The 19,550-nt window shown below is 67.5% G+C and carries 23 protein-coding genes and 1 pseudogene; 11 read left to right on the forward strand and 13 right to left on the reverse strand.

Going from position 1 to position 19,550, the window contains the following annotated elements; all coding sequences use genetic code 11:
• Positions 1-85 precede the first annotated feature (85 nt).
• Genes IRT45_RS19480 through IRT45_RS19520 form a run of 9 tightly spaced genes read left to right on the forward strand, consistent with a single transcriptional unit; the run spans position 86 to position 6,254 of the window.
• Positions 86-475, forward strand: coding sequence for a hypothetical protein (locus IRT45_RS19480; protein ID WP_194807283.1), 390 nt, complete (start codon positions 86-88; stop codon positions 473-475).
• Positions 472-1,821 carry an FtsK/SpoIIIE domain-containing protein gene (locus tag IRT45_RS19485; RefSeq protein ID WP_194807284.1) on the forward strand — a complete coding sequence of 450 codons (1,350 nt, stop codon included), beginning with the start codon at positions 472-474 and terminating at the stop codon, positions 1,819-1,821. Before IRT45_RS19480 ends, IRT45_RS19485 begins: the two co-directional genes overlap by 4 nt.
• The gene (locus IRT45_RS19490) at positions 1,818-2,102 is read left to right on the forward strand and encodes a hypothetical protein (RefSeq protein ID WP_194807285.1); all 285 of its coding nucleotides are present in this window, start codon (positions 1,818-1,820) and stop codon (positions 2,100-2,102) included. Before IRT45_RS19485 ends, IRT45_RS19490 begins: the two co-directional genes overlap by 4 nt.
• 12 nt (positions 2,103-2,114) lie before the next feature.
• Positions 2,115-2,288 carry a hypothetical protein gene (locus tag IRT45_RS19495; RefSeq protein ID WP_194807286.1) on the forward strand — a complete coding sequence of 58 codons (174 nt, stop codon included), beginning with the start codon at positions 2,115-2,117 and terminating at the stop codon, positions 2,286-2,288.
• Positions 2,285-2,443, forward strand: a complete 159-nt coding sequence (locus tag IRT45_RS19500; RefSeq protein WP_194807356.1) for a hypothetical protein — start codon at positions 2,285-2,287, stop codon at positions 2,441-2,443. The genes IRT45_RS19495 and IRT45_RS19500 overlap by 4 nt, the downstream gene beginning before the upstream one ends.
• Positions 2,440-3,117 carry a hypothetical protein gene (locus IRT45_RS19505; protein ID WP_194807287.1) on the forward strand — a complete coding sequence of 226 codons (678 nt, stop codon included), beginning with the start codon at positions 2,440-2,442 and terminating at the stop codon, positions 3,115-3,117. The genes IRT45_RS19500 and IRT45_RS19505 overlap by 4 nt, the downstream gene beginning before the upstream one ends.
• Before the next feature lie 32 nt (positions 3,118-3,149).
• Positions 3,150-4,817 (forward strand): replication initiator, encoded by a 1,668-nt coding sequence (locus IRT45_RS19510; protein ID WP_194807288.1) that lies wholly within the window; start codon positions 3,150-3,152, stop codon positions 4,815-4,817.
• Between the two features lie 10 nt (positions 4,818-4,827).
• Positions 4,828-5,037, forward strand: a complete 210-nt coding sequence (locus IRT45_RS19515; RefSeq protein ID WP_194807289.1) for an AlpA family transcriptional regulator — start codon at positions 4,828-4,830, stop codon at positions 5,035-5,037.
• Positions 5,034-6,254, forward strand: coding sequence for a site-specific integrase (locus tag IRT45_RS19520; protein ID WP_194807290.1), 1,221 nt, complete (start codon positions 5,034-5,036; stop codon positions 6,252-6,254). Before IRT45_RS19515 ends, IRT45_RS19520 begins: the two co-directional genes overlap by 4 nt.
• Here IRT45_RS19520 and ccsB read toward each other — a convergent pair.
• The 6 genes from ccsB to hemL all read right to left on the reverse strand — a co-directional run bounded on the left by ccsB (position 6,251) and on the right by hemL (position 12,545).
• The gene (gene ccsB / locus IRT45_RS19525; protein WP_194807291.1) at positions 6,251-7,243 is read right to left on the reverse strand and encodes a c-type cytochrome biogenesis protein CcsB; all 993 of its coding nucleotides are present in this window, start codon (positions 7,241-7,243) and stop codon (positions 6,251-6,253) included. The two genes, IRT45_RS19520 and ccsB, sit on opposite strands and share 4 nt — an antisense overlap.
• A 2-nt stretch (positions 7,244-7,245) precedes the next feature.
• On the reverse strand, positions 7,246-8,949 hold the full coding sequence (locus IRT45_RS19530) for a cytochrome c biogenesis protein ResB (protein ID WP_194807292.1): 1,704 nt from the start codon (positions 8,947-8,949) through the stop codon (positions 7,246-7,248).
• Positions 8,950-8,954: 5 nt separating this feature from the next.
• Positions 8,955-9,776 (reverse strand): cytochrome c biogenesis CcdA family protein, encoded by an 822-nt coding sequence (locus IRT45_RS19535; protein ID WP_194807349.1) that lies wholly within the window; start codon positions 9,774-9,776, stop codon positions 8,955-8,957.
• A 20-nt stretch (positions 9,777-9,796) separates the two neighbouring features.
• On the reverse strand, positions 9,797-10,375 hold the full coding sequence (locus IRT45_RS19540) for a TlpA disulfide reductase family protein (protein WP_039781250.1): 579 nt from the start codon (positions 10,373-10,375) through the stop codon (positions 9,797-9,799).
• Between the two features lie 26 nt (positions 10,376-10,401).
• Entirely contained in the window at positions 10,402-11,007 is a 606-nt protein-coding gene (locus IRT45_RS19545; RefSeq protein ID WP_051025203.1) for a histidine phosphatase family protein, read from the reverse strand.
• Between the two features lie 200 nt (positions 11,008-11,207).
• Positions 11,208-12,545, reverse strand: a complete 1,338-nt coding sequence (gene hemL, locus IRT45_RS19550) for a glutamate-1-semialdehyde 2,1-aminomutase (RefSeq protein ID WP_194807293.1) — start codon at positions 12,543-12,545, stop codon at positions 11,208-11,210.
• Positions 12,546-12,793: 248 nt separating this feature from the next.
• Between hemL and IRT45_RS19555 the strand changes: the two genes are divergently transcribed.
• Positions 12,794-13,177, forward strand: a complete 384-nt coding sequence (locus IRT45_RS19555) for a hypothetical protein (protein ID WP_194807294.1) — start codon at positions 12,794-12,796, stop codon at positions 13,175-13,177.
• Positions 13,178-13,209: 32 nt separating this feature from the next.
• On the opposite strand, the gene IRT45_RS19560 is transcribed toward IRT45_RS19555, so the two are convergent.
• From IRT45_RS19560 to hemB, 5 genes and pseudogenes are all read right to left on the reverse strand, one after another.
• A complete protein-coding gene (locus IRT45_RS19560; protein ID WP_194807295.1) occupies positions 13,210-13,545 on the reverse strand; it encodes a hypothetical protein in 336 nt (111 codons plus the stop codon).
• An 81-nt stretch (positions 13,546-13,626) separates the two neighbouring features.
• Complete coding sequence (locus IRT45_RS19565) at positions 13,627-13,866, reverse strand: hypothetical protein (RefSeq protein ID WP_143860068.1); 240 nt, start codon at positions 13,864-13,866, stop codon at positions 13,627-13,629.
• A gap of 143 nt (positions 13,867-14,009) precedes the next feature.
• A pseudogene (locus tag IRT45_RS19570) lies at positions 14,010-14,492 on the reverse strand (hypothetical protein); the annotation flags it as partial.
• 385 nt (positions 14,493-14,877) lie between these two features.
• Positions 14,878-15,396, reverse strand: a complete 519-nt coding sequence (locus IRT45_RS19575; protein ID WP_194807296.1) for a hypothetical protein — start codon at positions 15,394-15,396, stop codon at positions 14,878-14,880.
• Positions 15,393-16,370 (reverse strand): porphobilinogen synthase, encoded by a 978-nt coding sequence (hemB, locus tag IRT45_RS19580; RefSeq protein ID WP_194807297.1) that lies wholly within the window; start codon positions 16,368-16,370, stop codon positions 15,393-15,395. Before hemB ends, IRT45_RS19575 begins: the two co-directional genes overlap by 4 nt.
• Before the next feature lie 328 nt (positions 16,371-16,698).
• Between hemB and IRT45_RS19585 the strand changes: the two genes are divergently transcribed.
• Positions 16,699-16,968, forward strand: a complete 270-nt coding sequence (locus IRT45_RS19585) for a hypothetical protein (protein ID WP_039781183.1) — start codon at positions 16,699-16,701, stop codon at positions 16,966-16,968.
• An 8-nt stretch (positions 16,969-16,976) separates the two neighbouring features.
• Here IRT45_RS19585 and IRT45_RS19590 read toward each other — a convergent pair whose 3' ends face one another.
• The gene (locus IRT45_RS19590; RefSeq protein WP_036505992.1) at positions 16,977-18,539 is read right to left on the reverse strand and encodes a bifunctional uroporphyrinogen-III C-methyltransferase/uroporphyrinogen-III synthase; all 1,563 of its coding nucleotides are present in this window, start codon (positions 18,537-18,539) and stop codon (positions 16,977-16,979) included.
• Positions 18,536-19,540 (reverse strand): hydroxymethylbilane synthase, encoded by a 1,005-nt coding sequence (gene hemC, locus IRT45_RS19595; RefSeq protein ID WP_194807298.1) that lies wholly within the window; start codon positions 19,538-19,540, stop codon positions 18,536-18,538. The genes IRT45_RS19590 and hemC overlap by 4 nt, the downstream gene beginning before the upstream one ends.
• Positions 19,541-19,550: the final 10 nt, after the last annotated feature.

A 19,550-nucleotide genomic window follows, 5' to 3' on the forward strand; every position in this document is an offset into this window, starting at 1 on the left:
GTTCCGAGCCGAGCTTGCCCTCGGCCAATGAGCAGGGCTGCCAACTGTTTTGCGAACTCGAAACCTCGAAAGGGGAGTACCCGCGATGAGCGACGACAACGTGAGTGAAGACATGGTGATGCAGCAGGCCCAGGGCTACTGGGTCTCCTACCGCGAATACGAATCGGTGCACTACCGGATGCCCGGTGCCCCGGACGGATACGGGCGTGCTGCGGTGAGGTACAACAGCCCGCTCGCTCAGGAAGGCTGGATCTTCATCACCTTCGGCGGCCCGGATGAGCACTTCTCCGGTGGTCCGTACCCGGATCTGTCGATGCCGCCCGAGGTCGCTGCCGCGTTGATCGGCCAACTGAGGGCTGCGGTCACCGAAGCGCAGATCGCCAACGGCGAAGACCTCGAACCGTTCCCGTACGTCGACGTGACAGCCGATCCGTGCCCGTGCGACATGTGCGTCTACTACCGGGAGCTGCCATGAGCGTCGTGAACATGGTCCCGGTCGCGGTGTCTGCGGCAAGTGCGCTGGTGTTCGCGGCGTACATCCTGCCGTGGGGCCGCCGCCCCGCCACCAGCACCGCGCAAGGTCTGGCACGGGATCTGGAAGAGTCGCCGGAAGCGCTGCGGCCTGCGGTGTTGTCGTTCGCTTCGACCACCCACGCACAGCTGATGTTCTCAGACCTCAAACTCGGCTCCCCGGAGATCGGCTATCCGCGGGTGGAGTGGTGGGACTTCTCCCGTCACGGACTGACCGTCGACCTGCTGATGCGGGGCGGACAAACCCTCTCGGACTGGTCCAACGACGAAATGCGTTCCCGCATAGCCGATTACGTCGGCGTAGACCGAGTCATCGCATCGTCACCGGCTCCGGGTTGGGTGCGTCTGGAACTGCGGGTGCGTGACACCCTCGCCGAAGCGGTCGTGACCAACATCGACACCGGCACCGTCACGGCTGCGGGTGTGGATCTGGAAGCGGTTCCGGCGGGTGTGCGTGAAGACGGCACTCCATGGCTGCTGCGGATCCTCTACTCGCACATCCTGATCGCCGGTGCCACCGGTTCCGGTAAGGGCTCGGTGCTCTGGTCGATTTTGGCCGGCCTCGGTCCCGCGATCAAAGCCGGGTTCGTGGACGTGTGGCTCGCTGACCCGAAAGGCGGTGTCGAGTTCGGCGTCGGCGAAAATAAGCTGTTCGTCCGCTTCGCCACCGACGCCCCGACCATCCTCGGGGTGCTGGAAGAGGCCGTGCAGGTGATGCAGGAGCGTCAGGCCCGGATGCGTGCTGCCGGTCTGCGCAAGCTGGTGCCGTCGAAGAATGAGCCGCTGATCCTGCTCATCATCGACGAAGCCGCGGCGCTGTCGTCGTACGCCGAACGCGAGGAACAGGAAACGTTCCGCCGCAAGACCGGCATGTTGCAGTCCCAGGGCCGCGCGGTCGGGGTCTCGGTGATCGCCGCTGTACAGGACCCCTCCAAGGAGGTCATGCCCAACCGGCAACTGTTCCCCACCCGCATCGGTCTGCGGCTGGAAGAACCGACACAGATCGCCATGATCCACGGCCAGGGCGCCAGGGATCGAGGCGCGCTGTGTGACGAGATTCCGGAGGAAACCCCGGGTGTCGGCTACGTCGGCGAAGACGGCAAGAAGGGCTTCGTTCGGGTCCGCGCGTTCTGGATCACCGATGAGCAGACCAAGGAGATTGTCGAACGCTATTCTCCGGCCGCCGAGGTCGACTTCGCCCCGACCCAGGACTACAGCGATTTCGACCCCGACGACCTGGGCGACGACGACATCCCCGGTGACGGCTACACGGGACCGGTGGCGGCATGAAACGCGGACTCGTCACTGAAAACCACGTGGTCATCTACTGCGATTCCTGCGGCGACCTCTACACCGATGCTGCCGGGGAAGCGGTCTGCTTCACCTCCACCCATCACGCCGCCTACTACCTCGCTGGCGGCCGTAACGGCTGGCTCTACGACGGTGACCGCATCACCTGCGACGGCTGCGCGATCACCGCCGAATGCGACCTAAACGGCCACGACTTCGTTCCGCCGGCCGAATCCGTAACCGCCCGCTGCGTCCGCTGCGGTGCACCCGACAACGAGTAGGAGACGCCCGAAATGAGCGAGCACACCGACGAATACGCCGACGTCATCGACCTGCACAGCCGTCGCCGCTGCCAGCTCGAAGCCCGCGGATTGGACCCGATCGGTATCGCGGTGAACATCCTCGCCGAGACCGGCACGGCGTTCGGGCACGGCTACGACCCTGACGGAGGGGACTGGGCAGCATGAGCACCAAACACGGGGCGCCACAGGTGAATCCGATTGTGCAGGCGGCAGCGGATCGAGTGCGCAAGTCCAAGCGCCGCAAGGCCAAAGACCTCCCCGCCAACTGGGAGCGCCCCGGACAGACGGGGTTGTTCGACGAATCCGAGGTGAAGCAGTGAGCACCACCTCCACCAGAACCACCACCACGATCAAGTCCCGACGTGACCCGGTAGAAGACGTCTTGACGCTGTTCCTGGCCGTGATCGGCTGGGCAGTGATCTCGGCGTTCCTCGCGGCCTGGTGGGCGGTGCTGTTCCCGATGGTCTCGCTGCCCATCGCTGCGGTGGCCGGCCTTTTCTGGTTCTACGGATGGATCCCGGCCCTCGGCATGGCATTGGCTTCGGCCGCTGGGCTGGTGCTGTGGCGAGTGAAGGCCCCGGAGTCGTTCTCGCGCTTCGTTTCTCGTCGCGCCCGCTCCCGGTTCCTGTCCTGGTTCCGGTACCGGCGGCAATGGTCGGCACGGTTGGACGACTGCAACCTATCGGCCCGCGACGACCTGGGCCAGACGGTGAAGATTCCGCGGCTTCTGGGTATCGAGATTGGGGAGGCCACCGACACCGTGCGGGCGGCGATGCTGCCGGGCCAGTGCCCCGACGACTGGGCCAACCGCACCGCCCATCTGGCCCATGCGTTTGGGGCCGAGGAATGCCGCGTCAGCATCACCGGCCCAGCTCGGGTGCAACTGGTGTTCCGGCGCGCTGATTCGCTCGCCAAGCCGATTCTGGCCCCGTTCCCACACATCCCCGGCGGCTTGGGAGGACCGCCCCGCCAGGAGGACGACAACGCCGCGTGACAACCACCACCACTGATGAGGGAGGCCAGACCATGACAGACCAACAGCCTGACACCGATCCGGCCTCCCTCGGCCCCGTTCGGGAGACGGCAGCGGATCGGCGTTCGATGCCGAGCATGTACGACATCGCTCAGGCGGCGGCCGACAAACACGGGGAGTGCCGCCGACCGATCCCGATGTACAGCTATGACCCCGATACGGGGGAATCGAAATACGTTGGCGCACCATGCAAATCGACGCTGGACAGTGTGTGCCCCTCGTGCGCGTCTCGGGCTCGCGCCCTGCGGATGCAGCAAGCCCACGAAGGCTGGCACATCGAACAAGAACCTGTCGACATCACCCGCGACCCCACCGAACGACAACTCGAACTGGTCGAGACTCGCGCGCGTTTGATGGACAACTACCAGGAAGCCAAGGCTCGCGACGACGACGAAGCAATGGCCGGTATCCGTGAGGTTGTTGCGGATCTGGATGCGGAGTTGCGGGAGACCGGTGTGCGCGGGCGTCTTCCGGCGCTGGACCCTGCACCGAAATCGGAGCGCAAACGATCGACCCGCCGCCGCCAGGACGTCCCGGATCTGCCTCGCAAGAAGATCGACAAGACAACGATCGGGCGGCAGTACGCGGGCAAATACCGGCCGTCAACGTTCGCTACGGTCACCTGCGACACCTACGGGCCGGTCAATCTGGACGGGTCGCCGGTCAACCCGGACTCCTACGACTACCGTCGCGCTGCGCGTGACATCGTCTTCTGGCCTGCACTATTCGACCGGTTCGTACAGAACTACCGGCGTGCGACCGGTCGCGATATCCAATACTTCGCCACCGTGGAACCCCAGCGCCGGGGCGCCCCACACATTCACATGGCCATCCGCGGCACCGACCCCAAATCGCTGATTCGGCAAATCGTCGCCGCGACCTATCACCAGGTGTGGTGGCCGCACTTCGACCCGGAAAACGAGCAGTACACCGATGGACACATGCCTGTCTGGGACTACGCCGCCGGCCGATTCGTCGACCCGGACACCGCCGAACCGCTTCCGCTGTGGGACGAAGCAATGGACATGCTCGACACCGTCGACGACCTCGAACCAGCGCACGTGGTGAAGTTCGGTCGACAGGTCGACGTGCAAGGTGTGCTCGGCGGCACCGAGGAAGCCTCCCGCCACGTCGGCTACCTGACCAAATACCTCACCAAGTCCATCGCTGAGGTCATCGAGCCTCGAACCGACCGTGCCGCAACGCATTACGACCGGCTACACGCAGAACTCCAGAAAACTCCGTGCTCGCCGAACTGTCCTATCTGGCTGCGCTACGGCATCGCACCCAAGGGCGCCAGCGAGAAGACACAGCCGGGCCGCTGCAAGGGCAAAGCCCACCGCCGCGAAACCCTCGGTCTGCGCGGTCGTCGCGTCCTGGTGTCGCGGCGATGGACCGGTAAGACGCTTCCCGACCACAAGGCCGACCGCGCCGAGTTTGTTCGGCAAATCCTCGCCTCGGTCGGCATTCAGAAACCGGATACGTCCCGGCTGATCGTGAAACCGGTCGAGCCCGGAGACAAGAACGTGCCACCGCGAGAGCACCTGATCATGGCCTCGATCGCGCAGCGGATCAAATGGCGCGCCCAATACGAAACCGCCCGCCTGGAATCCAGTCCACCAGGCGAGCAACAACATTCGGCAATCCAACCGGCAGCATAGGGAGGAACAGATGGATACCAACGGGCAGGAAACGTACCTGAGGGCCAAGGACTGCGAAGCTCTGACCGGCATCCCTGAGGCCACCTGGCGGTGGTGGGCGCACGTCGGTAAAGGACCGGCCAGCTTCAAGCTCGGGGCTCGTCGTCGCGTCTGGCGTAAGTCGGTGATCTTGGCGTGGATCGCGGAGCAGGAGGCCGAAAGCCTCGGTGATGCTGCGTGACCGTGAAGCGCAATCGCCGCGCGGGAGTTGAAGACCTGTGGACCAAGGAAGTCCTCGACGAGAACAAGAAGGCTCACCGGGTGCCCTCGAAGTTGCACGGGAAGGGCAAGCGTTGGCGAGCTCGCTACGTCGATGATGCCGGCAATGAGCACACGAAGCGCTTCGCTCGGAAAGCGGACGCGCAAGCCTGGCTCGATGCGCAGGTCGCGAGTTTGGTCCAGGGCATTCACGTTGCACCGCGCGACTCTCAAAAGACCGTAGAGCAGTGGGCAAACGAGTGGCTGAAGGGGTACGCAAACCACCGCGAAACGACAGTGGAGCTGGCAACCTGGCACGTCAAGAAGATCAACGAAGGGTTGGGGTCGCTGCAATTGTCGGCGGTGCGGCCGTCCACGGTGAAGAAGTGGATGGTGGCGCTCAAGGACGAGGGCCTGGCCGACAGCTACGTCTACAGCCTGCATTCTCGATTGGCTCAGATCCTCGGGGACGCAATGCACGACGGGCTGTTGGCACGCAATCCGTGTTCGCGCCGTACGTCGCCGAAGACTGGGCAGCAGAAGGTCTATGTAGCGACCTCCGAGCAGGTCTGGGCACTGCATGATGCGATGCCGGCACATCTTCGCGTGGCGGTACTGCTCGGCGCGTTCGTGGGTCTTCGAATCTCGGAGGCTGCTGGACTGCGGACCGCCGATGTCGATTTCGCCAACGGCATCGTGCAACCTCGCCAGCAGTGGCCCGCACGAGAGTTGAAGACGGAGTCAAGCACAAAGCCTGTGCCGATTCCGCCGGAACTCGTCGCGATGCTCGAAGAGTCGGCCAAGGTGTTCCCTGGTGATCATCTGGTCTGTGATGAATTCGGCAAGCCGGTCTCGCCGTGGGTGATCGGGTGGAATCTGCGGGCAGCGAAGGAGAAAGTTCACGACCTGCCCGAGGCGTTCAGCTTCCAGGACTTCCGGCACTTCTACGCATCTTTGCTCATCCGCCGAGGTGCCGATATTAAGGCCGTCCAGGCTCGCCTACGCCACGGCAGCGCCATCACGACTCTGCGGTACTACGCCCATCTCTGGCCCGATGCCGACGAGACAACGCGTACCGCGGTTGGTGCCACGATCAAGGATTGGCCCGGTTCCACTGCGTACTCACTGCGTACCGAGACGGAGGAGACGGACTCTACCGATGACCAAGACGGCGAGAATGCGCAGGCAGAAGCCGTTTAGTTGAGCCCCGCGTATGAGTGCAACCCGCTCACCACGATGTTGATGATGAACAAGTTGAACAGCATCGCGACGAAGCCGGCCACGTTGATCCAGGCGGCCTTGGTTTCACGCCAGCCGGAGGTGGCGCGGGCGTGCAGGTAGGCGGCGTAGATGACCCATGCGATGAAGGAGACGGTTTCCTTCGGGTCCCAGCCCCAGAAGCGGCCCCACGCGCTTTCGGCCCAGATGGCGCCGAGGATGATGCCGGTGCCGAAGAGGGGGAAGGCCACGACCGTCGTGCGGTAGGCGAGGCGGTCGAGGGTGCGGGCGTCGGGCAGGCGGCGGGCGAGGGCGCCGAGCGGGTTGCTCGATTCCTGACCGTCCGGCTGGTACATGCGCAGCAGGAACAACAGGCTCGCCACACCGGACAGCATGAAGATGCCGCTGCCGATGCTGACGATGGTGACGTGGATGGGCAGCCAGTACGACTTCAGCGCCGGAACCACGGGCGCGGCGTCGGCGTAGAGCACCTGGCCGGCCAGGAACATCAGGATCAGCACCGGGACCAGCAGGAAGACCCACATCGCGCGGTACCGGCGATCGTGGATGAACACCAGGCCGGTGACCATCGCGGCCGCGGTCGCCATGGTGATGAACTCGTACATGTTGCCGAGCGGGAAGCGATGGGTCGCGAAGCCGCGCAACACGATCGAGGCCAGATGCAGGCCGATCGCGACGAAGACGACCGCGAACGCCATATTGCCCAGCTGCTCGGCCAGCGAACGCTTCGGCGTGGGCTCCAGCTTGCCGGGGACGATCGGCCGGTCGGCGCGCACGCCACCGGAGGCGCCGACGCCGACCAGTTCGCGCTCACGCTCTTGGGCGCTGGTCACCTTCTTCTTCGCGGAGGCGTACTGCACGATCAGCATCGCCAGCACCAGCAGGTAGACGACGAACGCCGTCTTGAAGGCGAGATTGCTGTAACCGGCGAGTGTTTCGTCGATCGGCATGTTCACTCTCCCGTGCTCTCGGTCCGGGCGACCGGGCGCTGATCCGTGGGGCTGCCGGTGTCGGTGCGGTCGGAACCGAGCAGCCGCGTCCGCAAGCGGTCGAACTCGCCGCCCCAGCCCGCCTGGTCGGTGCGGGCCAGCCCACCCATTTCTACTACAGTACGTCGTTCACCGGAACCGCCCTCGTCCGGGCCTTCCGGATAGGCGCGCAACCAGATCCGCCGCCGCTTCACCACCAGCGAGACCAGCAGACCGGCCATCATCGTCACCGCGCACACCAGGACCCAGCTCTGCGCCGGATCGTAGGAGACCTGCAGATTCGCGTACTGCTGCGCGCCGTCGAAGGTGACCTTGGTGCCGTCGGCCAGCGTGGCCGATTCACCGGGTCGCAGATTGACGCGCTGCTGCTTCGTCAGCCGACCCTGTTTGATCATCTCCGGATCGAGCGAGAACAGCGACTGCGCGCGTCCGGTGTCGAGTCCGGTCTCGCCGCGGTAGATGTCGATCGCCACCGCCGGATCGGTCAGGCCCGGATACGAGGAGGTCAGCAGGCTGCCGTGCATCAGCGCGGTGGGGGCGAACAGGCCCTCGATCGCGATCTGGTTCTTGCGCCGCTCGTCCTCGCTGCCGTACATACCGCCCGGCGGATCGAACCGCATCACACCGCTGGACAGGAAGGTGGCGCCGTCGTCGGGCCGCCACTGGATGGTCTCGGTGCGCTTCTGCCCGTTCGGATAGGTGACGGTGAAGGTCGGCGCGTAGCCGTGTCCCTGCAGGTAGACGCGGTCACCGGCGACGCGCAGCGGATGGTTGACCTGGATGGTGGTGTCACGCCAGGTGTCGGTCGCCAGATCGTCGCCGGTCTGATACGAGATGTTCGCGGTGAACATCTCGGCCTGCCCGTTGGGAAGGTAGTCGGCCTTGAAATCCTTGACCCGCACGCAGACCGGGGTCAGCCCGGTGCCGTCGTTGACCCGCCCGGCCTTGAAGGAATCGAAGACCGCCGGCGAGGTGGTGCAGAATCCGGGTCCGCCGTCGGCGACGACGATCACGTTGCCCTCGTAGCCGAACAGCTTGCCCGCCGCGATCGCGACCAGCAGGCCGACCAGCGCCAGGTGGAAGACCAGATTGCCGAGCTCGCGCAGATACCCCTTCTCCGCGGAGAGCGTCACCTCACCGGGACGGCCGTTGCGCACATCGGATTCGTCCCGCACCACCGTGCGCCAGCCGCGCAGCCCGCGCCGCGCCTGCTCGATCGCCTCGGCGGGAGTGTCATCGGTGGTGGTCGCGGCGTGATGCGGCAGCCGGGACAGGTTGCGCGGCACCATGACCGGCGGTGTGCGCAGCGCCTTGTAGTGGTCGAAGACGCGCGGCACGATGCAGCCGACCAGCGAGACGAACAGCAGGGCGTAGATCGCGGTGAACCAGAAGCTGGAGAACACGTCGAACAGTTGTAGCCGGTCCATCCACGGCCCGAGGGTGCCACGATCGGCGATGTATTTGTCGACCTTCTGCGGGTTGAGACTGCGCTGCGGCAGCAACGCCCCCGGAATCGCCGCCAGCGCCAGCAAAAACAGCAGCATGAGCGCCGTACGCATACTGGTCAATCCGCGCCAGGCGTTGCGCAGCAGTGCGAACGCGCGGCGCGGCAGCGACTGGCGCGGCGGTTTCGCGGCGGTGGACGGGGGCGTCATCGTGGCAGTCATGGGGCTCAGATCGGCAGGGTTACCTGGGAGACGAATACGTTGCGGATCCATCCGACGAACTGATCCCACATCCCGGTGACCAGTGCGATGCCGACCACGACGAGCAGTACGCCGCCGATGATCTGGATGATGCGCGAATTGCGCCGGAGCCAGCCGACCCCGCGCAGCGCGGTGGCCGACCCGAACGCGAGAATCACGAACGGCAGGCCGAGACCGAGGCAGTACGCCACGATCAGCACGACACCCCGGGCGGCCGTCGCCCCCTCGGTGCCGGCGGATACGGCCATCACGCCGGACAGCGTCGGACCCAGACACGGCGTCCAACCGAGGGCGAACACCGCGCCCAGCAGTGGTGCGCCGACGATTCCGGTGAGCCGGCGCGGATGCATTCTGGTGTCACGCTGCAACATCGGCACCAGGCCGAGGAACACCAGGCCCATCACGATGGTCACCACACCGCCGATGCGTTGCAGCAGTTCACGATTGACGTTCAGGGTCTGGATGACCCCGAAGACCGTGGCCGAAGCCAGCACGAACACCACGGTGAAACCGGCGACGAAGAGTCCGGCCGCACCCGCGACACGCATCCGCCCGGTGCGCAGCGCGACGGCCGCGCTCTTGCCCTGCGCCTCGCCGACGGTGACCGGCGGCGCCTCGGCGCCGACGAGCCCGGCCAGATATGACAGATATCCCGGCACCAGCGGCACCACACACGGCGACGCGAACGAGACCAGTCCGGCGAGCAGGCAGGCGCCCAAGGCCAGCAGCAGCGGCCCGGTGGCCGCGGTCTGCTGGAACGATTCGCCGACCGAAGCCAATGCCGGCACCGCCGGGGAAGCCAGAGCCGTCACTGCCGGCCCTCCTGCGCGACCTGATTCACCACCGGCAGCAGATCCTCGGCCAGCAACGACCGCAGGAAGACCGCGGCGACGCGATGCTGCCGATCCAGCACCAGCGTGGTGGGGATGACGCTGGTGGGGAATTTGCCGCCGAGCGCCAGCAGGCTGCGCATCTCGGGGTCGTAGATGGAGGGATAGCCGACGTGATTGTCGGTCACGAAGTCGCGTGCCTTGTCCTGCTGCGGATCACGCACATTGATCCCCAGGAAGGCGACGCCCTTGTCCTTGGACTGTTCGTAGACCTGTTCCAGCGCGGGCGCTTCCGCCCGGCACGGTCCACACCACTGCCCCCAGAGGTTCAGCACGACGACCTGATTCGGGAAGTCGTCGACCGAGACGGTCTTGCCGGTCAGCAGGTTCGGACCCGAGAGGTGGCCGATCGTGCCGCGGGCCGCCGGTGGGTCGTACCGGATATCGGTCTTGCCGCCGGGTGAGACGAAATCGAAGGTGCCGCCCTGGGCGACCGCGTCGTTACCCGACGAACAACCGGCCAGCGCGGCGACGACCGCCACGCAGGCCAGCAGCATCGGCAGCAGACGCCGGACCGCCCCGCTCACGCCCCGGTCACCCTGGGATCCGAGCCGCCGGACGGCTCGGAGTAGACGATGTCGATCAACGTATCGCCTTGGTACACAAGCGAAGTCAGCGACGCCAGCGAGCACTGCCGCTGCCGCGGATCGTGCCACAGCCGCTTGCCCTCCAGGAAGCGCCGCAACGTCCACACCGGCAGCTGATGCGAGACCACCACGGCCTCGTGCCCGGCCGCCTCCACCCGCGCCTTGTTCACGGCGGCGAGCATGCGATGGGCGATCTGCAGATACGGCTCCCCCCACGACGGGGTGAACGGATCGCGCAGCTTCCACCAGTGCCGCGGCTTGCGCAGCGCACCGTCGCCCACCGACACCCGCAGACCCTCGAAGGTGTTGCCGGCCTCGATGAGGTTGTCGTCGGTGCGCACGATCAGCCCGTGCTGTCCGGCGATCGGCGCGGCGGTCTCCTGGGCGCGCTGCAGCGGCGAGGCGACGACCAGGGCGATGTCGTGGTCGGCGAGGGTGCGCGCGACCGTCGCCGCCTGGGAACGGCCAGTCACCGAGAGACTGAAGCCGGGCAGGCGGCCGTAGAGGATGCCCTTGGGGTTGTGCACCTCGCCGTGGCGCATCACGTGCACGATCGTCTCGGTATCCGAGGCGACGTCACCGGGGAGCGAGGGGACCTTGCCGGCATCGGCTCCCGAGGCGGGGACGGGCGCCTGCGACGATCCGGTGTCCGCGTTCGCCGCGGCCGCACCGGACGACGCCGATTCTTCGTGCGAGGGGGATTCTGTTGCGGCAGTGACGGATTCGAGCTGATCTGAGTCGCTCACGCGCGGGATCCTTCGGGTGTGGCGGCCGCGGCTGCCGCGGCGGCGGCGGGCAGTGCGGCAGCGATACGGTCGAATGCGTCCTCGTCGAGGGCGGCCGAGACGAACCAGGCCTCGAACGGGCTCGGCGGCGCGTAGACGCCACGTTCCAGCAGCGCGTGGAAGAAGGCCGGGAAACGCCAGGTGGCGGTGGCCTTGGCGGTGGCGTAGTCGGTAACCGGATCCTCGGCGAAGAACACGCTCACCATATTGCCCGCGAATTGCACGGTGTGCGGGACCCCCGCGGTGGTCAGAGCCTCGGCGATCAGGGATCCGAGTCGTTCGGCGTTGCGGTCGAGGGCCGCGTAGACGTCCGCGTCGGCGGCGCGCAGCGTGGCCAGCCCGGCTGCCACCGCCACCGGATTACCCGAGAGCGTGCCCGCCTGATACACCGGCCCGATCGGCGCGAGGTGATCCATGACCTCGGCGCGGCCACCGAAGGCCGCGGCCGGCAGCCCGCCGCTCATCACCTTGCCGAAGGTGTACAGGTCGCCCGCCACCGGATCGCGGCCGTACCAGCCCGCGGCGCTGACACGGAAGCCGGTCATCACCTCGTCCATGATCAGCAGGGCGCCGTGTTCGCTGGTCAGCTCGCGCAGGCCGGCGTTGAAACCGGGCAGCGGCGGGACCGCACCCATATTGCCGGCGGCCGCCTCGGTGATCACGGCGGCGATCTGGCCCGGATATTCGGCGAAGGCCGTGGCGACGGCTTCGAGGTCGTTGTAGGGCAGCACGAGGGTGTCGGAGGCCTGCGCCCCGGTCACGCCCGGCGAGGTGGGCAGGCCCAGGGTGGCGACGCCGGAGCCGGCATCGGCCAGCAGCGCGTCGACATGGCCGTGATAGCAGCCCGCGAACTTGACGATCTTGCTGCGCCCGGTGAATCCGCGCGCCAGCCGCACCGCGCTCATGGTGGCCTCGGTGCCGGAGTTCACCAGCCGCACCCGCTGCACCGGATCGACCCGCGCGGCGATCGCCTCGGCCAGCTCGATCTCGGCCTCGGTCGGCGCGCCGAAGGACAGCCCGCCGGTGGCGGCCCGCTGCACCGCGTCCACGACGGCCGGATGCGCATGTCCGAGGATCATCGGTCCCCAGGAACACACCAGGTCCACATAGTCGTTGCCGTCGGCGTCGGTGAGCGTGTACCCGCGCGCCGAAGCGATGAATCGGGGGGTGCCGCCGACCGAATTGAACGCCCGCACAGGCGAGTTCACACCGCCGGGGATGATCGCGGCGGCGCGTTCGAAGAGTCGGGCGGAGACCGGCACGTTTACCTGGGTCGCGCGCGGAGAAGAACTCACGACCACCAGTGTCGCAGCCCCCGCCGCAGCGGTCGACGACAGGGTGTAGTGGGGTGAGCCACCCCACAGGACGAGCCGGACATTGTACTCTCACTCGGCTGACCAGCGGTTTGCCGAGAATTTCCTCACACTCGCCCGTCAGCGCCCGCAGCGCAACACGCGGCGTAAATTTCACGCCATAAGGGTTGTGGTCAGGTTGCCCGTGCGTAACCTCGTACCCACCATCACGCTCACCGCCGGGAGGGTCCATGCGTAAAGCAGTATTCGGGATAGCCCTGTTGACAACCCTGGCCGGCTCCGTCGCGGCAGCGACCCAGGCCGCCGCCGTGACGCCCGTCGTCCAGCCCGAACAGCAGCGCGCCGGAGTGATCCTGACCCACGACGAGACCGCCGCACTCGGCGACGGGCCGATTCCCGCACTGGTCACGATGGTCGTTCCGGAGAGCCGGATCGGGGCGGGTCTCAAGCCGGACACCCAGCTCTATCACGATCAGAACGGCAACGTGCACGCCTCACTGCGGCAGGTGATCGAGGAGGCGGCGAGCCATCCGGACGGCAGCGTCGTGGTGATGGCCAACGTGCCCGGATCGCACGGCACGCGCCTGCTCGACGTCTTCCAGCAGTGGCACTGACCGAAGGTCGCCGGCCCTCGCGCGGCGGCGGTTCAGGGCACCGGAACGCCCAGGCACAGCAGGGCATAGCCGGTGGACAGCAGGCAATTCAGCGGCGTGGGAAGCAGATCCAGCAGTGAGGAAACCTGTCCCGCGCGCGGCGGCACCGGAGTGGCGGCCACCGAATCGGCGACAACCGCGGTGGCTCGGTTCCGCGCGCCGGATACCTGTGGGCCGGCCGGCTCCACAGTGATCGCCGAAGTGCCTGCGGCCGAAGGACTTTCCGGCGAAGCGGCGGCCAGGGCCACCGGGGCCATACCGATCGCTGCGGCCGCGAGAATCGTGAACGAGGATTTCCGCACTGCTCGGGTGCGCGTCGTGGTGCTCATTTTCCGGCAATACCCACAACACGCGATCCGCTATCGGGCAACGCGCCGCGAAAACGGGTGCGGCTGTGGGAAACAGGCGTTTCAGCGCGGACGCACCGCGCACCGCACCACCAAGTCGATGGCCGCGAGCCCCGCGGCGGCGACCAGCACGGTGGCCAGCGCCAGCCACGGACCGGCGTAGTGAGTGGATTCGAAGGCAGGCTGATCGCCCACCGCCGCGAACCAGGTCCGGTGCACACCGTGCCGCCAGATGGGCACGGCGGCCACCGCGCAGGCCACGACCAGCACCAGATCGAGCAGGATCCACAGCCGGCGCATCACGCGACATCCTCCTTGCCCTCGGAACCCACGTCGCCCTCGCTGTCCGAACCGGACGCAACCACCGAATTCTCCGCGTCGTCGGCGCTCGCTGCGAGTACGGCCGCGGACTCCTTCGCCGGAGAATCCGCGGACTTCTTCGCCGCGGGAGCCGATTCCGCGGCGAGCCGATCGAGCGCGGCGCTCAACTCGGCGCGCAACTGCTGATGATCGCGCGCCCAGGCCTGCACCATGGCGCCGTCGCGCAGTTTGAGGCCGATGCCGCGGCGGCGGCGCGGCACCCCGGTCAGCTCACCGAGTGCGCGGGCCGACTCCCAAGGCTCGTCGTCCCACGATTCCTCGTCGAGTTCGGGAAAGACGCGCGCGATCGACTCCAGCGGCAGCGTTTCGGTGCCCTCGCGCAGCGCGGAGTCGGTGAGTTCGACGCTGACATGGCGTTTTCCCGCCACGACCTGCAGAGTCACGAATCCGGCGAGCAGAATCGCGCAGAAGGCGAGACCGAACCAGTGCACCGGCCCGCGCCGCAGTGCCAGTTCCAGGATCAGCACCAGCAGGCAGAGCAACGGGCCGTAGGCGACCGTTCGCCAGCGGGCGCCGGGCTCGCTGAACAGCACGGAATCCGTCCGCACCGCGGCGGTGGGTTGGGCGTCGCTCACGCAAGACCTCCGAATACGACGCGCGTGCCGGACCGAGCGGGTGGCAGCGGAGTCAGCCGACCTTTCCCGGGAGCAGCAGTCCGGCGAGGGTGAGCAGTGCCAGAAGCAACAGCAGTCCCATCACCAGAACATCGCGTCGAATGCTCTGTCGCTGCTGAATCACCACGCGCATCGATGTCTCCGATCCACCGAAGCCATCCGTGCTGCGCTCTCATCGCGGTGACCGATCGATGCGACCACCGACCGAAAAACCACATCCGAAGAACAACGCACAACCAACGACTTTCAGTTCCCGAGCTCTCTGTGACAACCCTCACCATACATCCCGGTCGGCACGCGACAAATTCGGCCTCGCGTCTCAATTGCCGTTCGCTCGGAAGAAAGCCTCGGATTCCTTTCTGCGGCAGAGGAATACGGCTCCGCAGGCCAGGACCGCCTGTAATATCGCCGCGGCCCCGATCAGGACCGCCGGGCCGCCCGCCACCGCGCCGAGTCCGAACATCGACCCGACGGCGCCGAGCACCAGCACCACGGTCGCCACATCGGCAACCGTGCGCGCCCACAGTCGCCCTCGACCGAGCTCGTGCACCACGGCCACCGCGCCGATCCCCACGGCCAGGCCGTAGGTGAGGACCAGCACCTCGAGAATCGAGACCACGAGCTCCATCTGCGCCACGCTGAAGTCGGGCCGCTCGCCGTGCAGCTGGTCGTAGAAGTCCTGGGCGACCTGGCGGCGATTGCCGAGACGGTCGACCGCGCCGAGGATCAGCCGCAAGACCCCGAGCGCGACCACGGCCCACCACAGCTGGCAGGCGGTGCGCACATCTTCGGGTCTGGTTCGGATACCGGGCTCGGCCGGCATTGTCGCCGGATTCACGACAGCCAGTGCGCGGCCTCGGTGGCCCAGTAGGTCAGCACGATATCCGCGCCCGCCCGGCGGATGCCGAGAAGCGATTCGAGGATGGCGCCGCGGCGGTCGATCCAGCCGCGTTCGGCGGCGGCCGTGATCATCGCGTACTCCCCGGAGATCTGATACGCCGCGACCGGAACCGGCGAATGATCGGCGACGTCGCGCAGGATGTCGAGATACGACATGGCCGGTTTGACCATCACGATGTCGGCGCCCTCGGCCAGGTCCAGCTCGAGTTCGCGCAGCGATTCGCGCCGATTCGCCGCATCCTGCTGATAGGTGCGGCGATCGCCCTGCAGCGACGAGCCGACGGCCTCCCGGAACGGGCCGTAGAACGCCGAGGCGTATTTGGCCGCGTAGGCGAGGATCCCGGTATCGATGTGACCGGCGGCATCCAGACCCGCGCGGATCGCGCCGACCTGGCCGTCCATCATGCCGCTGGTGCCCAGCAGTTCGGCGCCGGCCTCGGCCTGGGCCAGCGCCATCTCGACGTAGCGGTCCAGGGTCGCGTCGTTGTCGACGGAGCCGTCGCCGGCCAGCACTCCGCAGTGCCCGTGATCGGTGAATTCGTCCAGACAGGTATCGGCCATCACGACGGTGTCGCCGCCGACCTCCTCGGTCAGCGCGCGCAGGCCGCGGTTGAGAATGCCGTCCGGGGCACTGGCCTGGCTGCCCACCGCGTCCTTGTCCTCCGGACGCGGGACGCCGAACAGCATGAGCCCGCCGACGCCCGCGCCGACCGCCTCCGCCGCGGCCTTGCGCAGCGAATCCATCGAATGCTGGTACACGCCGGGCATCGAGCTGATCTCGCGCGGTTCGGCCAGTCCGTCGGCGATGAACATCGGCAGTACCAATTGCCTTGGTTCCAAGGTGGTTTCGGCGACGAGGCGACGCATCGCGGGGGTACGACGCAACCGCCGCGGGCGGTCCATTCCGGTCATAACCGCACGATACGCCGCGCGAAAGCCCGGCTCCCAGGCGCCTCCCGGCCGGTTGGCGCGGATCACAGCCGGCAAATTCCGGGCGACGCGCGGGCGAGCCGGCCGTGCGCCGAAACCCGTTGCGGGGCCCGGTTTTTGTCGGTGCCCTCCGGTAGAATCGAAGATGTGTTCGAGGGGATTCGTCAACAGTCGAACCGGCCTCGGTAGCGCGCTACTGCCCACGGCGCACGACCGATCGATCGGCGGTGGGACGGACTGCCCATATCCGTCCCGCCTTCGATTCACCCACCGACGACCCGGCGAATCTCCATCCGAGGGGAGGATTCTCATGCCCACCGCACCGACGATCATCGATCCCTACGCGCCGCTGCTGAAACAGCCCCTACCGGCCGGACGGCCGCGCTCCTGGTACGTCATGCACAACCGCAGGCTGAAGGCCATGCGACTGGCCATCGCCCTGCTCGACTCCGGCGTCTACCGCGCCAACCTCGCCGACAACCAGACCATCCGGCACACCGCCGAGGTCGTCGGCATCCGCCCGCCTTCGAACAAGACGTGCAGCCTCGTCCGAGACCTCATGCGCGTACGCCGGGTGTGAGGGCTTGCTCAGCGGCTGCGGCGGCTCTTCTTGCGCGGCGGGGGCAGCAGGCCCTCGGCGCGCAAGTGGGCGGCGTGTTCGGCCAGGGCGTCGACCAGTGGGCCGACCTGGGCGATCTCGGGCTGCACATCCACGCGCAAGCCGAATTCGATGGCTGTTTCGGCGGTTTTGGGGCCGATGCAGGCAACGATGGTGCGCGCGTGCGGCTTTCCGGCGATGCCGACCAGATTCCGGACCGTGGACGAGGAGGTGAACAGCACGGCGTCGAAACCGCCGGTCTTGATCATCTCCCGCGTTTCGGCCGGCGGCGGCGAGGCCCGCACGGTGCGGTACGCGGTGACATCGTCGATCTCCCAGCCGCGGTCGCGCAGACCCTCGGCCAGCGTTTCGGTGGCGATGTCGGCGCGCGGCAGCAGCACGCGGTTGACCGGGTCGAAAACATCGTCGTAGGGCGGGAAGTCGGCCAGCAGACCCTCCGAGGACTGCTCACCGCTGGGCACCAGTTCGGGGTTGATGCCGAACGAGCGCACCTTATCGGCGGTCGCCTCACCGACGCAGGCGATCTTCACACCGGAGAAAGCCCGTGCGTCCAAACCGAATTCGCCGAACTTCTCCCACACCGCGCGCACGGCATTGGTGGAGGTGAAGACCACCCACTGGTAGCGCCCGTCGACCAGGCCCTTGACCGCGCGCTCCATCTGCGCGGGGCTGCGCGGCGGCTCGACGGCGATGGTCGGCACCTCCATCGGGATGGCGCCGTGCATGACGAGCTTCTCGCTCATCTCACCGGCCTGCTCCTTGGTGCGCGGCACCAGCACGGTCCAGCCGTACAGCGCCCGCGACTCCCACCACGACATCTTGGACCGCTTCTCGACCTCCTTGCCGACCGTGACCACGAGCGGTCCGACCAGCTCCGAGGCGGCGGAGTTCAGGGTGGCCAGCGTGGCCTCGATGGTGCGCTGCTGCCGGGTGGTGCCACGCACGGTCACCGCGACCGGGGTCTGCGGGGCGAGGCCGTGCTCGACCAGCGCGCTCGCGGTCTCGGCCAGGTGGCCGGAGGTGGCGTGCAGCACCAGCGGGCCGGGAGCGGCGGCGACGGAGGCCCAGTCGACCTCACCGCGCACGTCGACCTCGGTGTGCGAGGAGCCGAGCGCGATACCGGCATACGCCGGCACCGTGGTCGCCGACGGCAGCCCCGGCAGCACCTCGAAGTTCATATGCGACCGGGTGACGGCGTTGACCTCGGAGATCACCGAATCGGTGGTCATCGGATCGCCGGAAACCAGCCGCACCACATCGTGTCCGGCGCGGGCCTCGTGGACCAGCGTCTTCGCGACCTCGGCCGGCTCGCCCAGCGCGGGGCGCACGTCGACGGCGGATTCCCCGTCGGGCCCCGGCTCGACGGCGGTGCCGATCATGGCCAGCACGCCCTTGTCGACATCGGGATCGGTGAACGCCAGGCGCGCTCGTCCCAGCACCTCGCGGGCGCGGACCGTGAGCAGCGCCGGGTCCCCAGGACCCGACCCGACGAACAGAATCCGACCGGGATGCTTCTTGGTGGCTCGGCTCATGGCTTGTTCTCCATCGGGCTGGGATTGGTGAAGTCGGACGCGCCGGCGGATACCTCGCCGGCCAGCAGGTCGCGCGCCCCCAGCTCCAGGAGCTCACGCGCCAGATCGCGGCCCAGCTGCTCTGCGTTCGCGAGCGAGCCGACCGCCGAGGCCCGGATGACATCCGAGCCGTCGATCGCCGCCGCGCCGCCGCGCAGCGACAGTTCCTCCACCACGCGGCCCTCGTCGTCGAGCGATTCGACGACTTCGGCGAGCGCACCGACCGGGGCCGTGCAACCGGCTTCGAGTTCGGCGAGCAGCGCGCGTTCGGCGACGACCGTGGCGCGACTGCCCGGATCGTCGAGGGTGGACAGGATGCTGACGAGATCGCTCTCCTCGCTGCGGCATTCGACCGCGAGCGCGCCCTGAGCCGGTGCCGGCAACATCTGCACGGGCTCCAGGGCCTCGGTGACCGAGCCGAGCCGGTCCACGCGGGACAGCCCGGCCCGCGCGACGACCACGGCGTCGAGTTCACCCTCGGCGACCTTGCGAAGTCTGGTGTCGATATTGCCGCGCAACGGCACGATCTCGAGACCGAGTCCGAGTGCGCGCAACTGAGCCGCACGCCGCGGCGCGGAGGTGCCGACCCGGGATCCGGCGGGTAGTTCGCCCAGCACCAGGCCGTCCCGGGCGACCAGGACGTCACGCGGATCCTCGCGCGGCGGAATCGCGGCGATGGTGAAGCGCGGGTCCGGCGCGGTGGGCAGATCCTTGTAGGAGTGCACCGCGATGTCGACGGTCCCGGCGGCCAGTTCCTCGCGCAGCGCGGCGGTGAACACCCCGACACCGATCTTCTCGACCGGGTCGGAGGACTGGTCGCCCGCCGTCTTCACGATCACCAATTCGGCGTGCTGCCCGGTGGCGATCAGCGCGTCGCGCACGGTGCCGGCCTGGGTCAGTGCCAGCACGCTGCCGCGGCTGCCGATCCGCCACGGGGCGTCCGTGGTACCACGTCGCGTCATGTTGTGCTCC

Source organism: Nocardia sp. BSTN01, from assembly GCF_015354405.1.
Classification (GTDB): domain Bacteria; phylum Actinomycetota; class Actinomycetes; order Mycobacteriales; family Mycobacteriaceae; genus Nocardia.